At 74.1% G+C, this 20,444-nt stretch carries 11 protein-coding genes; 9 read left to right on the forward strand and 2 right to left on the reverse strand.

Going from position 1 to position 20,444, the window contains the following annotated elements; genetic code table 11:
- Window positions 1–116: 116 nt before the first annotated feature.
- Complete coding sequence (gene secA, locus ACFVVL_RS34000; protein ID WP_380292699.1) at window positions 117–2,879, forward strand: preprotein translocase subunit SecA; 2,763 nt, start codon at window positions 117–119, stop codon at window positions 2,877–2,879.
- Between the two features lie 137 nt (window positions 2,880–3,016).
- Here secA and ACFVVL_RS34005 read toward each other — a convergent pair whose 3' ends face one another.
- The gene (locus tag ACFVVL_RS34005; RefSeq protein WP_387682174.1) at window positions 3,017–3,502 is read right to left on the reverse strand and encodes an Rv3235 family protein; all 486 of its coding nucleotides are present in this window, start codon (window positions 3,500–3,502) and stop codon (window positions 3,017–3,019) included.
- A gap of 414 nt (window positions 3,503–3,916) precedes the next feature.
- Between ACFVVL_RS34005 and ACFVVL_RS34010 the strand changes: the two genes are divergently transcribed.
- The 7 genes from ACFVVL_RS34010 to ACFVVL_RS34040 all read left to right on the forward strand — a co-directional run bounded on the left by ACFVVL_RS34010 (window position 3,917) and on the right by ACFVVL_RS34040 (window position 15,288).
- Window positions 3,917–5,035: a patatin-like phospholipase family protein gene (locus ACFVVL_RS34010; RefSeq protein WP_387682177.1), complete on the forward strand. Its 1,119-nt coding sequence runs from the start codon at window positions 3,917–3,919 to the stop codon at window positions 5,033–5,035.
- 120 nt (window positions 5,036–5,155) lie between these two features.
- Window positions 5,156–5,665, forward strand: a complete 510-nt coding sequence (locus ACFVVL_RS34015) for a DUF6912 family protein (protein WP_380292705.1) — start codon at window positions 5,156–5,158, stop codon at window positions 5,663–5,665.
- Between the two features lie 75 nt (window positions 5,666–5,740).
- Window positions 5,741–6,397: an HAD family hydrolase gene (locus ACFVVL_RS34020; protein ID WP_380292707.1), complete on the forward strand. Its 657-nt coding sequence runs from the start codon at window positions 5,741–5,743 to the stop codon at window positions 6,395–6,397.
- Window positions 6,398–6,542: 145 nt separating this feature from the next.
- On the forward strand, window positions 6,543–8,168 hold the full coding sequence (gene pruA / locus ACFVVL_RS34025) for an L-glutamate gamma-semialdehyde dehydrogenase (protein WP_387682194.1): 1,626 nt from the start codon (window positions 6,543–6,545) through the stop codon (window positions 8,166–8,168).
- 347 nt (window positions 8,169–8,515) lie between these two features.
- Window positions 8,516–13,462 carry an NAD-glutamate dehydrogenase gene (locus ACFVVL_RS34030; protein ID WP_387682182.1) on the forward strand — a complete coding sequence of 1,649 codons (4,947 nt, stop codon included), beginning with the start codon at window positions 8,516–8,518 and terminating at the stop codon, window positions 13,460–13,462.
- A 108-nt stretch (window positions 13,463–13,570) separates the two neighbouring features.
- On the forward strand, window positions 13,571–14,200 hold the full coding sequence (locus ACFVVL_RS34035) for an RNA polymerase sigma factor (protein WP_380292711.1): 630 nt from the start codon (window positions 13,571–13,573) through the stop codon (window positions 14,198–14,200).
- A complete protein-coding gene (locus tag ACFVVL_RS34040; RefSeq protein ID WP_387682185.1) occupies window positions 14,197–15,288 on the forward strand; it encodes a CU044_5270 family protein in 1,092 nt (363 codons plus the stop codon). The genes ACFVVL_RS34035 and ACFVVL_RS34040 overlap by 4 nt, the downstream gene beginning before the upstream one ends.
- 230 nt (window positions 15,289–15,518) lie before the next feature.
- Here ACFVVL_RS34040 and ACFVVL_RS34045 read toward each other — a convergent pair whose 3' ends face one another.
- Window positions 15,519–18,338, reverse strand: a complete 2,820-nt coding sequence (locus ACFVVL_RS34045) for an FtsK/SpoIIIE domain-containing protein (protein WP_387682188.1) — start codon at window positions 18,336–18,338, stop codon at window positions 15,519–15,521.
- Between the two features lie 422 nt (window positions 18,339–18,760).
- Here ACFVVL_RS34045 and ACFVVL_RS34050 point away from each other — a divergent pair.
- The coding region (locus tag ACFVVL_RS34050) for a protein kinase (protein ID WP_387682191.1) at window positions 18,761–20,444 on the forward strand (1,684 nt) is incomplete at its 3' end.

A 20,444-nucleotide genomic window follows, 5' to 3' on the forward strand; every position in this document is an offset into this window, starting at 1 on the left:
ATACCGTGCTGACGCACCTCCCGGGGCATTGGGCTCCTCGCATACGATGGCCCGTGCGGTGGGGTGGATCCGCCGTGCAGTCGTCCAGTGCCAATACAGGCAAGGAGCCCGCTCACGTGTCCGTCTTCGACAAGATCCTGCGCGCCGGCGAAGGCAAGATCCTTCGCAAGCTGCAGCGGATTGCTGCCCAGGTCAACTCCATCGAAGAGGACTTCGTCAACCTCACCGACGCCGAGCTGCGCGCACTGACCGACGAGTACAAGCAGCGCCTTGCCGACGGCGAGAGCCTGGACGACATCCTCCCCGAGGCGTTCGCCACCGTCCGCGAGGCCGCCAAGCGCGTGCTCGGCCAGCGGCACTACGACGTCCAGCTCATGGGTGGCGCCGCGCTGCACCTCGGCTACGTCGCCGAGATGCGCACCGGTGAGGGCAAGACCCTGGTCGGCACGCTGCCCGCGTACCTCAACGCGCTCACCGGCAAGGGCGTGCACCTCATCACGGTCAACGACTACCTCGCCGAGCGCGACTCGGAGTGGATGGGCCGGGTGCACCGCTTCCTCGGTCTTGAGGTCGGCGTGATCCTCGGCAACATGACGCCCGCCGAGCGCAAGCGCCAGTACGGGATGGACATCACGTACGGCACCAACAACGAGTTCGGCTTCGACTACCTGCGCGACAACATGGCCTGGTCGAAGGACGAACTGGTCCAGCGCGGCCACAACTTCGCCGTCGTCGACGAGGTCGACTCGATCCTCATCGACGAGGCCCGCACCCCGCTGATCATCTCCGGCCCGGCGGACCAGGCGACCAAGTGGTACGCCGACTTCGCCAAGCTGGTGCTCCGTCTGAAGATCGACCGCGACTACGAGGTCGACGAGAAGAAGCGCACCGTCGGCATCCTGGAGGAGGGCGTCACCCGGGTCGAGGACTACCTGGGCATCGACAACCTCTACGAGTCGGTGAACACCCCGCTGGTCGGCTTCCTGAACAACGCCATCAAGGCGAAGGAGCTCTACAAGGCGGACAAGGACTACGTCGTCATGAACGGCGAAGTCATGATCGTCGACGAGCACACCGGCCGCATCCTGGCCGGCCGCCGCTACAACGAGGGCATGCATCAGGCGATCGAGGCCAAGGAAGGGGTGGAGGTCCAGAACGAGAACCAGACCCTGGCCACCATCACCCTCCAGAACTTCTTCCGCCTGTACGACAAGCTGGCCGGCATGACCGGTACCGGCACCACCGAGGCGGCCGAGTTCCACCAGATCTACAAGCTCGGCGTGGTGCCGATCCCGACCAACAAGACGCCGCTGCGCATCGACCAGCCCGACCTGATCTACAAGTCGGAGCCGGCCAAGTTCGCCGCCGTGGTCGAGGACATCGCCGAGAAGCACGAGAAGGGCCAGCCGGTGCTGGTCGGCACCGTGTCGGTCGAGAAGTCCGAGTACCTGTCGCAGGAGCTGCGCAAGCGCGGCATCCCGCACGAGGTGCTGAACGCCAAGCACCACGAGCGCGAGGCGCAGATCGTCGCCCAGGCGGGCCGCAAGGGCGCCGTCACCGTCGCCACCAACATGGCCGGCCGCGGTACCGACATCATGCTCGGCGGCAACGCCGACCACCTCGCGGCCGCCGAGCTGGCCCAGCGCGGACTCTCCGCGGTGGACACCCCGGAGGAGTACGAGGCCGCGTTCCCGGCCGCCCTGGAGAAGGCCAAGGCCGCGGTGAAGACCGAGCAGGACGAGGTCAAGGAGGCCGGTGGCCTCTACGTCCTCGGCACCGAGCGGCACGAGTCCCGCCGGATCGACAACCAGCTGCGCGGCCGTTCCGGCCGTCAGGGCGACCCGGGCGAGTCCCGCTTCTACCTGTCGCTGGGCGACGACCTGATGCGCCTGTTCAAGGCCGGCATGGTCGAGCGCGTGCTCTCGATGGCCAACGTGCCCGAGGACGTGCCGATCGAGTCGAAGATGGTCACCCGGGCCATCGCCTCCGCGCAGACCCAGGTCGAGCAGCAGAACTTCGAGATCCGCAAGAACGTCCTCAAGTACGACGAGGTGCTGAACCGCCAGCGCGAGGTCATCTACGGTGAGCGCCGCCGGGTGCTGGAGGGCGAGGACCTCCAGGAGCAGGTCGGCCACTTCATGGACGACACCGTCGAGGCGTACGTCCGGGCCGCCACCGGCGAGGGCTTCGAGGACGACTGGGACCTCGACAAGCTCTGGACCGCGCTCAAGCAGCTCTACCCGCTCACCCTGGACCTGGAGGACCTGGAGGAGGAGGCCGGCGGCACCGCGGGCCTCACCCCGGAGTTCCTCACCAAGGTCATCCAGGAGGACGTCCAGGCGCAGTACGGCGCCCGCGAGGACCAGCTCGGCACCGAGATCATGCGCGAGCTGGAGCGCCGCGTCGTGCTGTCGGTGCTGGACCGCCGCTGGCGCGAGCACCTCTACGAGATGGACTACCTCCAGGAGGGCATCGGCCTGCGGGCCATGGCGCAGCGCGACCCGCTGGTCGAGTACCAGCGCGAGGGCTTCGACATGTTCACCGCGATGATGGAGGGCATCAAGGAGGAGTCCGTCGGCTACCTGTTCAACCTGGAGGTCCAGGTCGAGCAGCAGGTCGAGGAGGTCCCGGTCGAGGACGCCCAGGTCGTGCTCGACAAGCTGGAGAAGGACGCCGCCCGCCCGGAGATCAAGGCCAAGGGCCTGGAGGCCCCCAAGCCGCAGCGGCTGCACTACACGGCCCCCTCGGACGAGGTCGGCGGCGGTGTGGTCGAGGGCGACTTCGAGGACCTCGGCGCGGAGGACGAGGGCGACGGGATGACCCGCGCCGAGCGCCGCAAGGCGGCCAAGTCGGCCAAGGGCCGCCGCCGCAAGGGCTGAGCCGGCGGCCGGTCCGCGCTTCGGACCGGCCCGCCGCCGGGCAGGGCGCCGCTCCCGTACGGGGGCGGCGCCCCGCGCCGTTTCCGGGGGCGCCGCGAGCGGACCGCGGGCGGGCGGCGCGGGGGTGCGGGCGGCGTTCACCGGGCCTCCACGGCGGTGCACTGCCACTGGCCGGCGGGGCCGCGGGGCTCCAGCCGGAACGCCACCACGTGGTGCCGGGTGCCGAGGTCCACCCGGACACAGGCCTCGACCGCGCCCGGGGAGGGCGAGCGGTCGTGCACCGGGCCGAGCCGCGGCCGCTCGTCGGCGCGGGTCCGGCGCAGGGTGCCGGCCCGGACCAGGGTGGAGAGCTGGCCGTAGCAGTCCAGGGTGGTGTGGCGCAGCAGCTGGCCGGACGGCCGGGCGCCGGTGAGCACCTCCACCAGCCGGTGGGCGAACCTGGTGCTCAGGGCGTCGAGCGGTTCGCGGGCCGGAGCGCCGGTGCACCCGGCCCGGGGGCGGCGGGGCCGGCGCGGGGGCCCCGGGTGGTGGTCCCGGGCGGTGCCGGGGGAGCGGGAGGGGCGTGCGGAGAGCACGGCGGGCGGGCCGAAGGGCGGTGCGGCGCGGTTCGGGCACGTGGTCATGGGCCTTCCTCGGGGGTGGTCGGCGTGGGGCCGGTGCGGTGGTGCGGGTACGGACGGGTCCTTGCTAGTGGCCGCCCGCAGGGGTCGGCAACGGGTTTGCCGTGGTCTCCCGAACGACCCCGAAGTTCACCTATCCGGGTGAGCCGGCCCGTGCGGCGGCTGGCCTGCGGGCATCCCCGTGGGCGCCGGGTTGACGCGCCGGGGAGGGCGGCGGGGCCCGAAAGGGGACGGTCCGTTCGGCAGGACGGGCGTTGCGCCCGGGGCCGGTCCGCGCGCAGGATCGAAGGCCGGGCGGTACGCCTCGCACGGCGGCCGTCCCGGCACGGCACCGACACCGGCACCGGCACCGACACCGGCACCGACACCGACACCGATTCCGCACCAGCACCGCCCCGACGACGACAGGCGGCCGGTATGACGACATGGGTATCCGGGACACGTCCGGCGCCGCCGCCGAGCGGCGGCGCTCCCCGGCGCGGCCTGGTGCTGGGCGGCGGCGGCATGCTCGGCGCGGCCTGGACGGTCGGCGCGCTGTGCGCTGTCGAGGAGACGACCGGCCGGGCAGCGGGCGACGCGGAGGTGCTGCTCGGCACCTCGGCGGGCGCGATCCTCGGCGCCCTGCTCGCGGGCGGGGCGGACGCCGGACAGCTGCGCGACCACCAGCGGGGCCTGCCGGTCACCTCCGGGCCGCTGGCCGGGACCGACTTCGACTACGACACGGCGGTCGGCGGCGCGCTGCCGCCGCGCCCCCGGGCGGGCATCGGCTCGCCCGGCCTGCTGCGGGACGCCGTCCGGCACCCGCGCACCTACCCCTGGCTCACCATGGTCTCGGCGATGGCGCCGCACGGCCGGGGCTCGCTGGCGTCGGTCGGCGCACTGGTCGGCGGCCTGTTCGGCGACGACGCCCCCGGTACCCGGGGCGGCCCCGGGGAGGGCGGCTGGCCGGCGGGTTCGGCGCTGAGGGTCGTCGCGGTGGACTACCGCAGCGGCCGCCGGGTGGTCTTCGGCGATCCCGGCGCACCCCCCGCCCGGGTCGGGGAGGCGGTGATGGCCTCCTGCGCGATCCCCGGCTGGTTCGCGCCCGTTCCGGTCGGCGGCACCGAGTACGTGGACGGCGGCTGCTGGTCGGCCACCAACGCCGACCTGCTGCTGGACCGGGGCCTCGACGAGGTGTTCGTGCTCGCCCCGATGGCACTGCGTCCCGACCCGCCGGGGCGCCCGGAGCCAGACGGCGGCGCGTCCGCCGCCACGCGCGCCCGGCGCGTGCAGGAGTGGCTGCACGCCGCGCGCGAACGGGACCGTCCGAGCGGGGTGCTCGCCCAGCTGGTCGCCCGCTACCGCCGGACGGTGACCCGCCAGCTGATGCGCGAGGCCCGGCTGCTGCGGGCCGGCGGCGTGCGCGTCCACCTGCTCGCGCCCACCCCCGCCGACCTGCGCGTGATGGGGCCGAACATGATGGACCCGGCCCGCCGCGGCCCCGTCCTGGAGAGCGCGCTGGACACCTGCCGGCGCTCCCTGGAGGCCGCGCACTGACGGTGCGCGGAGCCGGGCCGCCCGGTCCGCCGGTGCGGGGGTGATCACGGCCGGCCGTCCGGAGCTTATTCTTGGGGGCGCTGGAAGCTGTGCCGCTGGACGAACCGGAGAGTGCCACCGATGCGCGTGTACGTGCCCACCACCCTGACCGGCCTGGCGGCGGCGCACTCGGGCGGCGCGCTGGAGCAGTCCGCGGCGTACGCCGTGACGCCCGCGCTGCGCGAGTGGTACGTCAGCGACGACCTGGAGGAACTGGAGTACGCGGCGCTGAACCGGGCCGCGCAGTCCTCGCTGCGCCTGCTGGCCGCCACCCCCGACGCCCCGCGCCGGCGCGTCGTCGTGGCGCTCGACGTCGCCGACTCGGCGGTCAGGCCGTTCCCCGGCGACGAGTACCAGGACCAGGCCTCGCTCGGCCGGGTGGTGCTGGCCGGCCCGGTGAAGCTGGCCAAGGCGGCCGCGGTGCACGCGGACGTCGCCGACGCGGACGTGGTGGCCGACGTGACGGCGGCCGTCGAGGCGGTGACGGCCGCGGACGCCGGCGACCAGGACGCCCAGTTCACCGTGGACGGCGCCGAGGACCACGACCTGCTCTGGTTCGCCACCCAGGAGATCGCCGCCCTGCTGGCCTGAGGGCCGGTGCGCACCCCGCGGGCCGGGTGAGCCCCGTCCTACCGGTCCGGCGCCGCCCGGCGCTACCGTTCACGGGTGCGCACTCATATCGTCTGGGACTGGAACGGAACGCTCTTCCACGACATGGAGGCGGTGCTCGGTGCGAGCAACGCCGCCTTCGCGACCGTCGGCGTGGGCCCGATGACGCTGCAGGAGTACCGGGAGCAGTACGAGATCCCGATCCCCCGGTTCTACCGGCGGCTGCTCGGCCGGATGCCCTCCGACGACGAGTGGCTGCGCCTGGACGACGCGTTCCACGACCGCTACCGCGAGCTGAGCACCGCCTGCGGCCTCACCGAGGGCGCCCGTGAGCTGCTGGACGGCTGGCGGGCGGCCGGGCGCAGCCAGTCGCTGCTGTCCATGTACGAGCACGAGCGGCTGCTGCCGGTGGTCGAGGGCTTCGGCCTGACCGGCCAGTTCCTGCGGGTGGACGGGCGCAGCGGCCCGGCCGGCGGCCAGAAGGCCGAGTACCTGGTCCGGCACCTGGCCGCGCTCGGCGCACAGGTGGACCCGGCCCGCACGGTGCTGATCGGCGACGCGGCGGACGACGCCCTGGCCGCGCTGGACGCGGGCGCGCACGCGGTGCTGTACACCGGCGGCTCGCACACCCGGGAGAAGCTGGAGCCGGTCGGCGTGCCGGTGGTGGACACCCTGGCGGAGGCGGTGGAGCTGGCCGGCCGGCTCGCCGGGTAGCGGCGGCCGGGCGTGGCGCGGGCCACGTCCACCGTTGGCGTGTCCGGGCGGGCGAAGCGGCCCGCCGCTGGTCAGGCTGGACGGGTGCCGGGCCCGTCGTCGGAACGGGCCGGCCGCCCGACGAGGAGCGGAGCCCGCCATGCCCATCGACGCAGTCACCCAGGTCCCGGTACCGGGCAACGAGCCGGTGCTCGGCTACGCGCCCGGCAGCCCGGAGCGGGAGCGTCTGGTGCGCCGGCTGGACGACCTCGCGGCCGAGCAGATCCCGCTGCCGATGACCATCGGCGGCGAGCAGCGGTTCGGCGGCGGCGAGCGGATCGACGTCGTCCAGCCGCACCACCACGCGGCCCGGCTGGGCGTGCTCGGCAACGCCACCCGGGAGGACGCCCGGGCCGCGGTGGACGCCGCGCTGGCGGCCGGGCGGGAGTGGCGCTCGCTCTCCTTCGACGACCGGGCGGCGGTCTTCCTGCGCGCCGCCGACCTGCTGGCCGGGCCGTGGCGGGAGACGCTCAACGCGGCCACCATGCTCGGGCAGTCCAAGACCGCCCAGCAGGCGGAGATCGACTCGGCCTGCGAGCTGATCGACTTCTGGCGCTGGAACGTGCACTTCGCCCGGGAGATCCTGGCCGACCAGCCGGTCTCCTCGCCGGGGGTGTGGAACCGCACCGACCACCGCCCGCTGGAGGGCTTCGTCTACGCGATCACCCCGTTCAACTTCACCGCGATCGCCGGCAACCTGCCGACCGCGCCCGCGCTGATGGGCAACACGGTGGTGTGGAAGCCCGCGCCGGGCCAGACGCTGGCCGCGCACTACCTGATGCGGCTGCTGGAGGCGGCCGGACTGCCGCCGGGGGTGGTCAACCTGGTCACCGGCGACGGCCGGCAGCTGTCCGCGGTGGCCCTCGCCGACCCCGCCCTGGCCGGGCTGCACTTCACCGGGTCCACCGCGACCTTCCGCTCGCTCTGGCAGACCGTCGGCGCCAACATCGGCGGCTACCGGGCGTACCCGCGGATCGTCGGGGAGACCGGCGGCAAGGACTTCCTGCTGGCGCACCGCTCGGCCGACCCGGAGATCCTCAAGGCGGCCCTGATCCGCGGCGCCTTCGAGTACCAGGGCCAGAAGTGCTCGGCGCTCTCCCGCGCCTACCTGCCGCGCAGCCTCTGGCAGCGGATCAAGGACGACTTCCTCGCCGAGGTGGACGCGCTGGCCGTCGGCGACGTCACCGACCTCTCGAACTTCATGGGCGCGCTGATCGACCGGCGCGCGTTCGAGAAGAACCGGGCCGCCATCGACCGGGCCAAGGCCGACCCGACGGTGGAACTGGCGGCCGGCGGCCAGTACGACGACGCGATCGGCTGGTTCGTCCGCCCGACCGTGCTGGTCTCCTCGGACTTCCGCAACGAGATGTTCCGCACCGAGTACTTCGGCCCGATCCTGGCCGTCCACGTCTACGAGGACTCCCGCTGGGACGACGTGCTGGGCCGGGTCGACGCGGGCGCGCCGTACGGGCTCACCGGCTCGGTGGTCGCCCAGGACCGCTACGCGATCGCGCAGGCGGTGGAGGCGCTGCGGTTCGCCGCCGGGAACTTCTACATCAACGACAAGCCGACCGGCGCCGTGGTCGGCCAGCAGCCCTTCGGCGGCGGCCGGGCGTCCGGCACCAACGACAAGGCGGGCGCCGCGCAGAACCTGCTGCGCTGGACCTCGGCCCGGTCGATCAAGGAGACGTTCGTCCCCCCGACCTCGCACGTCCACCCGCACATGGGCTGAGCGTCCACGCTCCGCCCACGGATCGCGCACGGCGTTCCGCGCGAAGTTTCGGCTTTCGGCGCAAACCGGCAGGCTGATTGGACAAGCTGTCCAGGACGGCTCGATCTTCCTGCAGGTTTGCGCCTGGTTGTCCCCTGACACCTTGGATTGATCCCGTTAGGCTGGCTGGCGTCGTCGGGTGGTTCCGCAGAGGCCAAACGTCTCGTCCTACCCGCTGCAGAGGTGTTCCATGCGCGCCTTGGGATCCTTTCAGCAGGACGGTGCGGCAGGATTGCGGGAGACCCCGGCGGTGCGAACAGAGACCACCACCGAGTCACGCAACGGCGCGCGACAGGAGCCAAGAAGTCATGCAGACCAAGCTGGACGCAGCCAAGGCCGAACTGCTCAGGAAGGCAGCAGCAGCCGCTGAGAACAGCCAGGTGGGGGGAGCGGCGCCGGGGGAGGGACTGAGCAACGGCGCTCTGTCCGCGTACCTGCACCACTACTACCTCCACACGGCGCCGGAGGACCTGGTCGACCGCGACCCGGTCGACGTCTACGGCGCGGCCGCCTCGCACTACCGCCTGGGGCTCAAGCGCCCGCAGGGCACCGCCGAGGTGCGGGTGCACACCCCCTCGGTCGAGGAGAACGGCTGGTCCTGCGGCCACACGGTGGTCGAGGTCGTCACCGACGACATGCCCTTCCTGGTCGACTCGGTGACCAACGAGCTGTCCCGCCAGGACCGCGCCATCCACGTCGTCATCCACCCCCAGCTGGTCGTCCGCCGTGACATCACCGGCAAGCTGCTGGAGATCCTCGACGTCGACGCCTGCGCCCGCAGCCAGGCCGCCGGCGCCGAGTGGCCGGCCGACGCGACCGTCGAGTCGTGGATGCATATCGAGATCGACCGCGAGACCGACCGCGACGACCTGCGCGAGATCGAGACCAACCTGCGCCGCGTGCTCGGCGACGTCCGCGAGGTCGTCGAGGACTGGTCCAAGATGCGCGACTCCGCGCTGCGCCTGGCCGACGAGCTCGCCGAGCAGCCCCCGGCCGGCCTGCCCGAGCAGGAGGTCGGCGAGGCCTGGGAGCTGATGCGCTGGCTCGCCGACGACCACTTCACCTTCCTCGGCTACCGCGAGTACGACCTCGTCGAGCACGAGGGCGAGGAGGTCCTGCGGGCCGTCGCCGGCACCGGCCTCGGCATCCTGCGCTCCGACCCGGTCACCCGCGACGAGCAGCACCACGCCGTCAGCGAGGCCTTCGGCCGGCTCTCCGCGCCGGTGCGCGCCAAGGCCCACGAGAAGAAGCTGCTCGTCCTCACCAAGGCCAACAGCCGCGCCACCGTGCACCGCCCCGCCTACCTCGACTACGTCGGCGTGAAGAAGTTCGACGCCAACGGCGAGGTCATCGGCGAGCGCCGCTTCCTCGGCCTGTTCTCGGCCGCCGCCTACACCGAGTCGGTCGGCCGCATCCCGGTGGTCCGCCGCAAGGTCCAGGACGTCATCGCCGACTCCGGCTTCTCCACCGAGAGCCACGACGGCCGCGACCTGCTGCAGATCCTGGAGACCTTCCCCCGGGACGAGATCTTCCAGACCCGGGCCGCCGAGCTGCTCCAGATCGCCACCAGCGTCCTCTACCTCCAGGAGCGCCGCCGGCTGCGGCTGTTCCTGCGCCAGGACGAGTACGGGCGCTACTTCTCCGCGCTGGTCTACCTGCCGCGCGACCGCTACACCACCCGCATCCGGCTGCGCCTCATGGACATCCTGATGCAGGAGCTCAACGGCGCCTCGATCGACTACACGGTCTGGTCGACGGAGTCGGTGCTGACCCGTCTGCACTTCGTCGTCCGGGTCACCCCCGGCAGCGAGCTGCCGCAGCTGACCGACGCCGAGGTCGAGCGGATCGAGGCCAAGCTGGCCGAGGCCGCCCGGTTCTGGATGGACGGCTTCAACGACCAGCTGCACGTCGAGCTGGGCGAGGAGCGGGCCGCCGAGCTCTCCCGCAAGTACGCCAACGCCTTCCCCGACGGCTACCGCGCCGACTTCACCGCGCGCACCGCCGTCGCCGACCTCAAGCAGATCGAGTCGCTGCACGGCGAGGGCGACTTCCGGCTCAACCTGTACCAGCCGGTCGGTGCCGGCGACGACGAGCGCCGCTTCAAGATCTACCGGGTGGGCGGCCCGATCTCGCTCACCGAGGTGCTGCCGGTCCTCCAGCGCCTGGGCGTCGAGGTGCTCGACGAGCACCCCTACGCGCTGACCCGCTCCGACCACACCACCGCCTGGGTCTACGACTTCGGCCTGCGGCTGCGCGAGGCCGTCGAGCTCACCGACGAGGCCCGCGAGCGCTTCCAGGAGACCTTCGCCGCCACCTGGACCGGCAAGGCCGAGAACGACGGCTTCAACGAGCTGGTCCTCACCGCCGGGCTGACCTGGCGCCAGGCGATGATGCTGCGCGCGTACGCCAAGTACCTGCGCCAGGCGGGCTCCACGTTCTCCCAGGACTACATGGAGGACGCGCTCCGCAACAACACCCACACCACCCGCCTGCTGGTGAACCTCTTCGAGGCCCGGCTGAGCCCCAGCCACCAGCAGGGCGCGCTGGAGCTGACCGAGGGCATCCTGGAGGAGCTGGCCGGCGCGCTGGACGAGGTCGTCTCGCTGGACGAGGACCGCATCCTGCGCTCCTTCCTCCACCTCATCAAGGCCACCCTGCGGACCAACTTCTTCCAGCACGACGGCTCGGGCGCGTGGCACTCCTACGTGTCGATGAAGTTCGACCCGAAGGCCATCCCGGACCTGCCGGCCCCGCGTCCGGCGTTCGAGATCTGGGTCTACTCGCCGCAGGTCGAGGGCGTGCACCTGCGCTTCGGCAAGGTCGCCCGCGGCGGTCTGCGCTGGTCCGACCGGCGCGAGGACTTCCGCACCGAGATCCTCGGCCTGGTCAAGGCGCAGATGGTGAAGAACACCGTCATCGTGCCGGTCGGCTCCAAGGGCGGCTTCGTCGCCAAGCAGCTGCCGGACCCGTCGGTCGACCGCAACGCCTGGCTGGCCGAGGGCGTCGCGTCCTACAAGACCTTCATCTCGGCGCTGCTGGACATCACCGACAACCTGGTCGGCGGCGAGGTCGTCCACCCGGCCGACGTGGTCCGCCACGACGAGGACGACACCTACCTGGTCGTCGCCGCCGACAAGGGCACCGCGACCTTCTCCGACATCGCCAACGGCGTCGCCGAGTCCTACGGCTTCTGGCTGGGCGACGCGTTCGCCTCCGGCGGCTCGGCCGGCTACGACCACAAGGGCATGGGCATCACCGCCCGCGGCGCCTGGGAGTCGGTCAAGCGCAACTTCCGCGAGCTGGGCCACGACACCCAGAGCGAGGACTTCACCGTCGTCGGCATCGGCGACATGTCCGGTGACGTCTTCGGCAACGGCATGCTGCTCAGCGAGCACATCCGGCTGGTCGCGGCCTTCGACCACCGCCACATCTTCCTCGACCCCAACCCGGACGCGGCCGTCTCCTACGCCGAGCGCCGCCGCCTCTTCGAGGTGCCGCGCAGCTCCTGGGACGACTACGACAAGTCGCTGATCTCGGCGGGCGGCGGCGTCTTCCCGCGCAGCGCCAAGTCGATCCAGCTGTCGCCCCAGGTGCGGGCCGTGCTGGGGGTCTCCGACACCCGGCTCACCCCGGCCGAGCTGATGAAGGCCGTTCTCCAGGCGCCCGTCGACCTGTTCTGGAACGGCGGCATCGGCACCTACGTCAAGGCCTCCACCGAGACCAACGCCGAGGTCGGCGACAAGGCCAACGACGCCATCCGCGTCAACGGCGAGCAGGTCCGCGCCCGGGTCGTCGGCGAGGGCGGCAACCTCGGCTGCACCCAGCTCGGCCGCATCGAGTACGCCGCCAACGGCGGCCCCGAGGGCACCGGCGGCTGGATCAACACCGACGCCATCGACAACTCGGCCGGCGTGGACACCTCGGACCACGAGGTCAACATCAAGATCCTGCTCAACCAGGTGGTCGCCGACGGCGACATGACGGTCAAGCAGCGCAACACCCTGCTCGCCGAGATGACCGACGAGGTCGGCCGCCTCGTGCTGCGCAACAACTACGCGCAGAACGTGGTGCTGGCCAACGCGGTCGCCCAGGCGCACAGCATGGTCAACGTCCACTCCCGGATGATCAACCGCCTGGAGGCGGACGGCCGGCTCGACCGGGCCCTGGAGTTCCTGCCCACCGAGCGGCAGATCCGCGAGCGCCAGCAGAACGGCCGGGGCCTGTCCCAGCCCGAGATGTCGGTGCTGCTCGCCTACACCAAGATCACCCTGGCCGACGAGCTGCTCGCCACCGACCTGCCCGACGACCCGTTCTTCCGCACCGCGCTGCACGACTACTTCCCGAGCGCGCTGCGCGGCCGGTTCGCCGAGCAGATCGACCGGCACCCGCTGCGCCGCGAGATCATCACCACGCTGATCGTCAACGACACGATCAACCGCGGCGGCTGCACCTTCGCCTTCCGCCTGAAGGAGGAGACCGGCGCCACCTACGAGGAGGTCGCCCGCACCCACACCGCCGCCCGGGCCGTCTTCGGCCTGGAGGAGATCTGGTCGGAGATCGAGGGCCTGGACAACAAGGTCCCCGCCCGGGCGCAGACCAAGATGCGGCTGCACGCGCGCCGCCTCGTCGAGCGCGCCACCCGGTGGATGCTCAACAACCGGCGCCAGCCGCTGGACATCGCCGGCACCATCGAGTTCTTCCACGACCGGGTCAACCAGGTCTGGGGCTCGCTGCCCAAGCCGCTGCGCGGCGAGGACCTCGTCTGGTTCGAGAAGATCTACGGCGAGCTCACCGGGGCCGGCGTCCCGGAGGAGCTGGCCACCCGGATCGCGGGCCTGTCCTCGACCTTCCCGACCCTGGACATCACCGAGGTCGCGGACCGCTCCGGCAAGGACGTCGCCCAGGTCGCCGAGCTCTACTACGACCTCGCCGACCGCCTCCAGATCACCCACCTGCTCGACCGCATCATCGAGCTGCCCCGCACCGACCGCTGGTCGTCGATGGCCCGCGCCGCCATCCGCGAGGACCTCTTCGCGGCCCACGCGGCCCTGACCGCCGACATCCTGGCCTGCGGCCCCGACGACGCGGCCCCCGAGGAGCGCTACACGGCCTGGGCGGACCTCAACTCCACCCTGCTGAACCGCGCCAAGAGCACCCTCGACGACATAAGGGGTTCGGACAACTACGAGCTGTCCAGCCTCTCCGTCGCGATGCGCGTCATCCGCACCCTGCTCCGCACGGGCTCGATGCGCTGACCCCGGCCGGCACGGCAGTACGGCGGGCCCGCGTCCTCCCCCGGACGCGGGCCCGCCGTCGTGCTGTCCGGGCGTGGAACTCCCGGGGGCCCGCGGACAGGTGGAGGTGTGGAGTTGTCGCAGCGGGGACGGATACGGGATGGCGATCAGTGGGCGTTCGGGGAGCTGTTCGACGAGACGGCGGGTGATCTGTACCGCTACGCGGTGCGGTCCACCGGGGACTGGGCGGTCGCGGAGGACGTCGTCCAGCTGACCTTCCTGGAGGGGTGGCGGCTGCGGCACAAGCTGCGGGACGACGACGGGGCGGTGCGGCCCTGGCTGTTCGGGATCGCGGCGAACGTGCTGCGCAACACCGCCCGGACGGCGCGCCGGCACCGGGCCGCGATGGAACGGCTGCCGCCCCGGGAGACGGTGCCGGACTTCGCCGACGAGCTGGTGGGGCGGCTCGACGACAGCGCACAGCTGGCCGCCGCCCGGCGGGCGCTCGGGCGGCTGCGCAAGGCCGAGCGGGAGGTGTTCGGGCTCTGCGTGTGGGCGGGGCTGGACTACGCGAGCGCGGCCGAGGCGCTGGGGGTGCCGATCGGCACGGTGCGTTCGCGGCTCTCGCGCGCCCGCACCAAGCTGCGCGCGCTTGCCGAGGAAGAGCTGCGGAACGGGCGGGAACCGCGCCCGGCCCCCGGACAGGTACGGGTTGGCCGCGTCGGAGCGGCCCGGTCGATACGGGAGACGAACCGATGAACGAGGACGAACGCGCCGAGCTGGACCGGCTGGTGCCGGGACCGGCGAGGCCCGAGCTCTCCGCCGACCGCCACCGGTTGTTGAGGGGACATCTGATGAGTGAGATCCGGGAGACGAAGCCCGCGCGGGCCCGTCGCGGCAGGCTCGGCTGGGTGGCGCTGCCCGCGCTGGCGGGCGGACTGGCGCTGGCGTTGGCGCTGACCAACGGCGGCGGCGACGGCGCCCCGGCGCCGCAGCAGCAGGCCCGGCAGGCTCCGCAGGACACGCAGGCCCAGCCGGCCCCGCAGCAGAGCACCGGCACGCTGAACGCCGCCCCGGTGGGGGCCCTCCAGCTGCTGAGCCAGGCCGCCGACACCGCGGCCGGCAAGCCCGACCCGAAGCCGGGCAAGGGCCAGTTCGTGTACGTGGAGAGCCTGGTGGCGTTCGGCAGCAGCAACATCGCCACCGGCGAGTCGAAGGTCGACCCCGCGCACCGCCGCCAGATCTGGCTCTCGGTGGACGGCAGCCAGTGGGGCGTGCTCAAGGAGGGGCAGGGGCAGGGCGGCAAGCCCAACGCCCCGGAGAAGGTCAAGCCCGGGGAGCCGGCACCGCGCGCCGACGGCGGCATGTGGCTCGACCCGAACACCAGGCCGGGCCTCAACGCCCCGACGTACGCGTACCTGGCCACGCTGCCGACCGACCCGGACGCGCTGCTGAAGAAGATCTACACCGAGACCAAGGGCATGGGCCCGGGCCCCGACCAGGAGGCCTTCGTGACGATCGGCGACGTGCTGCGCGAGCAGATCGCCCCGCCGGCCGTCAGCGCCGCGCTCTACCGGGCCGCCGCGAAGATCCCCGGCGTCACCGTGGTGGACGACTCGGTGGACGCCTCCGGCCGGCACGGCGTGGCCGTGGCGCGCGTGGACGGCGGCATCCGCACCGAGTGGATCTTCGACCCGAAGACCCACGAGTTCCTGGGCGAGCGCACCGTGGTCGCCGCCGAGGGCAACGACTTCGGCAAGCCGGGCACCGTGACCGGCCACTCCGCCGTCCTCGCCAGCACCGTCGTCGACCAGCCCGGGGAGGAGCCCCAGCAGAAGAACGCCTGAGCCGTGACGGCTCCTTCGAGAGACAGGTGAAGCTGTGGGGCCCGGTGCAAGCGGGCCCCACAGCCGTCTCCGGGCCCGCCCCGGCGGTACGGCGCGTCAGGCCGCCGCGCGGGGGCCGGAATCGGCGCCGGCGAACGTCCCGCTCCTGACGGGCTCCGCCCGCGCCGTGGTCGCGGCGGGGGCGGAGGGGCGGTCGGTGTCCTCCCCGTCGTCTTCCGTCCCCCGAAGCCTCAGCGGGCCGCCGCGCGTTGCAGGGCGCTGGCGAGGAGGGCGAGGTCGGTGGGGCCGTTGCCCAGTTCGCGGACGGGGCGGCGGGCGGGCGGGGCGCCGAGGGTGAGGGGGTCGATGGCGACGACGGTGGGGCGCAGGGTCGCGGTGCGGGGGATGCGGCCGCTGATGCGGGCGGTCTGGAAGGCGGTGACGCCGCCGTCGGGGAGGCGGAGGTAGCCGCGGCCGGGGGTGGTCTCGGGGAGGGCGGCGGCGTCGCCGAGGTGGATGAGGAGGTCGGAGTCGGCCGGGTCGTCGGTGCGCAGGGCGATGCGCAGCAGGGCGGCCTCGTCGACCTCGGTGCCGGTGGTCTCGTCGGGCCGGCCGGTGGTGACGGCGAGGTGCACGCCGAGCGGGCCGCCGCGGCGGGCGACGGCGGCGAGGGCGCGGGCCAGCGGCCGGCCGACCGGGGAGGTGGGGGAGAGCAGGGCGTCGTAGTCGTCGACCACGACGACGAGGCGCGGCGGGCACGGTCCGGCGGCCGGGGCGGCGGCCGGGGCGGCGGGGGAGTCGGGGCTGCGCGGGTGGATGACGCGGGGGGCGGCGGCCGGGGCGGCCGGGGCGCCGACGGCGGCGGGGACCGGGACGGGCTCGCCGTCGAGGATGCGGGCGGCGTGCCAGGAGGCGAAGTCCAGCCCGTCGAAGAGCTGCTCGCGCAGCGCCAGCTCGTCCTCCAGCGCCTCGGCGGCGAGCAGCGCGGCGCGCGGGTCGGCGGCGGCGTTGACCCGGCCGGTGACGTGCGGCAGTTCGCTGCACCCGGCGAGGCCGTCCTCGGTGGCCCGCCCCTCGACGATGCTGACGGCGAGCCGTTCGGGCCGCTCGGAGGCGGCCAGCGAGGCGACCAGGGTGCGCAGCAGCTCGGTCTTCCCGGAGCCGCGGGCGCCGCCGATCAGCAGGTGGGGGCCGCCCGGGTCGGGGGAGGGGAGGGCGAGCTCGGGGTCGGCGAGGTCGAGCACGCACAGCTCGTCGCGGGTGGTGCCGAGCAGGGCGGTGGCGGCGCCGATGCCGCCGGCGTGCGCGGCCCAGCGGGCGGAGAGCTTGGCCGGGGTGACGGTGTCCAGCTGGAGCAGGTCGAGCAGGCGCAGCGCGTCCGGCAGCGGTCCGCGGTTGGCCGGGGTGGCCTCGCGCAGCGGGGCGAGGACGCGGGCGAGCCGTTCGGCCCAGGCGTCCGAGACGGCGTCCAGGGAGACCTCGTGCAGCGTCTCGCGGCCGCGGGTGACCGGCCCCGGGCGGTCGAGCGAGAGCTGGGTGCCGACCTCGCCGGTGATCAGCGCGGTGGCGCCGAGGCCGCGGGGCAGCAGCTCGGGCTGTTCGGCGAGGCAGACCGGGAAGATGCCGACGGCCGGGCCCTGGCGCAGCAGCAGGTCGAGCGCCAGCCGGGCGGACTCGGTGCCCGGGCGGCCGTCGACCACGACGACGGTGGCGGGGTGGCCGCCGAGGCCGACCGGGCCGCTGAGCCGGGCGGTGAGTTCGGTGAGCCGGGCGGTGGCCTGCTCGTCGTCGAGGCCGAGCAGCAGCCGGCAGTCCTGGCCCTCGGCGGGGCGCAGGTGGGGCAGCCACAGGGCCCAGGCCCAGGTGTCGGCGCGGTCCTGCGGGGGGCGGGCCGGGTCGGCGTCGACCACGACCAGGCTGAGCCCGGTCGGCGGGTGCAGGGCGGCGAGCTGGGCGACGACGGCGCGGGTGAGCGCGTCGAGGCGTTCGCGCGGGCCGCTGAGACCGAGGCTGCCGGCGGTCTGGAGGTCGACGGTGACCGGGACGGCGGGCAGCACGGTGCCGGGGGAGGTGCCGGGGCCGCCGGGCCGGTCGGCGGTGCCGAGCCGCAGGGTGAGCGCGTCGGGGTGGCCGGGGCCGCGCTCCCAGAGCCGGGGGCCGGGGCCCAGGGCGTTGAGCAGCAGGGTGGCGAGGTCGGGCCAGCGCTCGCGCTGGGCGGCGGCCTGCCGGGTGCGGACGGCGGCGTGGTGGCGCTCGGCGCTCTCCTCGGCCGGTTCGGCGGCGGAGCGGCCGAGCCGCAGCGAGAGCAGGCCGCGCCCGCGCCCGGCGGGCGGTTCGGGGGCGGCGGGCGGTTCGGCGGCGGGCGGCGCGGGGCGGACCGGGGCCGGGGCGGCGAGCTGGAGGTGGCCGTGGCCGTCGGGCAGCGCGGCGCGGACGGGCGCCCCGGCGACGTCCCGGGGTTCCGGGGCGGTGACCCGCAGGGTGGTCTCGCCGATCCGCAGCAGGCCGGTGCCGTCCAGCGGGACGGCCTCCTCGGGCGGGCCGGGCGGGACGATCCGGCCGTCGACGGTGGTGCCGTTGGTGGAGCCGAGGTCGCGGACGCCCACCGTGCCGTCGTCGGCGAGGTGCAGGGCGAGGTGGAGCCGGGAGACGTCGGGGTCGTCGACCGGGACGTCGGCCTCGCCGGAGCGGCCGACCCGGATCTCCCGGCCGTGCAGGCGGTGCACGCCGCCGGCGTCGGGTCCGCCGACGACGCGCAGCTCGGCGGCGGCCGGGGTGTCGTCCGGGTCGTCGGCGGTCGGGTCCGGCTCGTTCAGGGAGAGGACGGCGCCGTCGAGCAGCGGGGGGTGGCCGAGCAGCGTGTGCTCGTCCACCCGGTGCGCCCCGGCGTAGAGGTGCACATGGGTCGCCGCCCGTGGCCCGCGCACGCCGACCGCGCCCGCGAGGGCGCCCGCGAGGGCGCCGAGCGCGGTGCCGACGGGAGCGGTGACCAGCACGTCCACATAGGGGATGGCGGAGCCGGCGGCTGCCGGGCCGCTGCGCGGTCGGAGGACGGTCAGCCGGATCTGCATCTCGCCCGCGGTCCCTTCTGCTGGTGTGACGCCTTGTGCCGCTGCCTCGGGCCGCTGCGGGTGAGCGGGGATGGCCGCGACACCGCTTGGGCCACAAGAGTGGCGAGTGTCATCCTGCCATCCGTCACGGACAGTCCGCGCACCGTACCGGATTTGACGATCTTGCGATCATCGCCATGGTGGAGGCGACGGGGAATCAGGTCAACCGGCGCCCGGAAGGGCAGACCCCGCGACCCCCGTGGAACCGTCCGCGAACGCTCCGGGTCTTCCCGTAGGGGATGTCCCCCAACCCGGGCGAACGCCCCTGCCGGTCACCCCGAAAACGTCCACGGACCCCGTTAGAGTGGCCGGAACACGGGCCCGGCAGGCTCACCGCACCGGCGGAGGAGCGCCCCGCGCGGGCGGCACGACGAGGAGTGCGAGTGCGGCCAGTCGGCAGCAAGTATCTGCTGGAGGAGACCCTCGGACGGGGGGCCACCGGCACCGTCTGGCGCGGCCGGGTCCGCGCCGACGTCGAGGTGCCCGGCAGCGCGCCGGGGCAGCTGGTGGCGATCAAGATCCTTCGCGAGGAGCTCGCCGCCGACCCGGACGTGGTGATGCGCTTCCTGCGGGAGCGCTCGGTGCTGCTGCGGCTGACCCACCCGAACATCGTCAAGGTCCGCGACCTGGTCGTCGAGGGCGAGCTGCTGGCCCTGGTGATGGACCTCGTGGACGGCCCCGACCTGGCCCGCTACCTGCGCGAGCAGGGTCCGTTCAGCCCGATCGCGGGCGCCCTGCTGATGGCCCAGGTCGCCGACGCGCTGGCTGCCAGCCACGCCGACGGCATCGTGCACCGCGACCTCAAGCCGGCCAACGTGCTGCTCGCCACCGCCGTCGTCGACGCGACCGAGCAGATGCACCCGATGCTGACCGACTTCGGCATCGCCCGGCTCGCCGACTCCCCGGGGATCACCCGCAGCCACGAGTTCGTCGGCACCCCCGCGTACGTCGCGCCGGAGTCCGCCGAGGGCCGGCCGCAGACCTCCGCGGTGGACGTCTACGGCGCCGGGATCATGCTGTACGAGCTGGTCACCGGCCGCCAGCCGTTCCAGGGCGACAGCCCGCTGGCGATCCTGCACGCGCACCTCGCCCAGGAGCCGCAGCGGCCGTCGACCATGCCGGAGCCGCTCTGGACGGTGATCGAGCGCTGCCTGCGCAAGGATCCGGCGCAGCGGCCGAGCGCGGTGTCGCTGGCGGGCGCCCTGCGGGTGGTCGCGGCGGGGGTGGGCGTGCACGCCTCCCCGGCGGCCGTGGACGCGGCGCTCGCCGTCGGCGCGCTGCTCGCGCCCGACCCGCAGCCGGCCGCCGTGCCGGGCGCGCCGGTGGGCGTGCCCGGGGGGCTGCCGGGGGACGTGCCGTCCGGCGCCGAGGACCGCACCCAGGTGCTCCCGGCCGGCCAGCAGCCCGGCCAGCAGGGCCGGCCCGACCAGGGGCAGCAGTACGACCCGGCGGCCGCGACCCGGGTGATGGGCACCCAGCCGCCCCCGTTCGACCCGGCGGCCGCGACCCGGGTGATGCCGCCCGCCGCCGTGCCCCCGCCCCCGCCCGGCCCGCCGCAGGCCGAGACCCCGCACCCGTGGCAGACCCAGCTGCGGGCGGCCCGGGACCGCAACCAGCAGACCGAGATCGCCTACTTCGGGCCCGAGGACTTCGAGGCCCCGCCGGTCGCGCCGCCGCCCTACCAGGCCGGAGCGGCCGGCGGCCGCCCGCCCCAGGGCGCCCCGCAGGGCTACCAGCAGCCGGGCCGGCACCAGGGCCACCCGGGTCAGCACCCCGGCCAGCAGCCGCCCGGCGGCTACCGGCAGGCCCCGCCGCCCGGCTACGCCCAGCGCCCCCCGGTCGCCCCGCCGCCCTACCAGTCCGGCCAGGGCGGGCCGGGCGGACCGTCCGGGCAGGGCGGACAGGGCGGCCACGGAGGCCGCCCGCAGCCGCCCGGCGGCTACAACCAGCCCCCGCAGCCGGCCCCGCCGTACGGCGGCCGGCAGCGGCAGCAGCAGCCCCCGGCGGCCCCGCCGCACCCCGCCCCGCAGCAGGCGGCCCCCGCCGCCCCGCCGCGCCGGGCCGAGC

The sequence above is a fragment of the Kitasatospora sp. NPDC058115 genome (genome assembly GCF_042884635.1).
In the GTDB taxonomy this organism is placed as follows: domain Bacteria; phylum Actinomycetota; class Actinomycetes; order Streptomycetales; family Streptomycetaceae; genus Kitasatospora.

Coding starts and splice junctions, on each gene's coding strand:
- ACFVVL_RS34005 (WP_387682174.1), bottom strand. CDS start 3,502: ATGACCACGTGCCCGAACCGCGCCGCACCGCCCTTCGGCCCGCCCGCC.
- ACFVVL_RS34010 (WP_387682177.1), top strand. CDS start 3,917: ATGACGACATGGGTATCCGGGACACGTCCGGCGCCGCCGCCGAGCGGC.
- ACFVVL_RS34015 (WP_380292705.1), top strand. CDS start 5,156: ATGCGCGTGTACGTGCCCACCACCCTGACCGGCCTGGCGGCGGCGCAC.
- ACFVVL_RS34030 (WP_387682182.1), top strand. CDS start 8,516: ATGCAGACCAAGCTGGACGCAGCCAAGGCCGAACTGCTCAGGAAGGCA.
- ACFVVL_RS34040 (WP_387682185.1), top strand. CDS start 14,197: ATGAACGAGGACGAACGCGCCGAGCTGGACCGGCTGGTGCCGGGACCG.
- ACFVVL_RS34045 (WP_387682188.1), bottom strand. CDS start 18,338: ATGCAGATCCGGCTGACCGTCCTCCGACCGCGCAGCGGCCCGGCAGCC.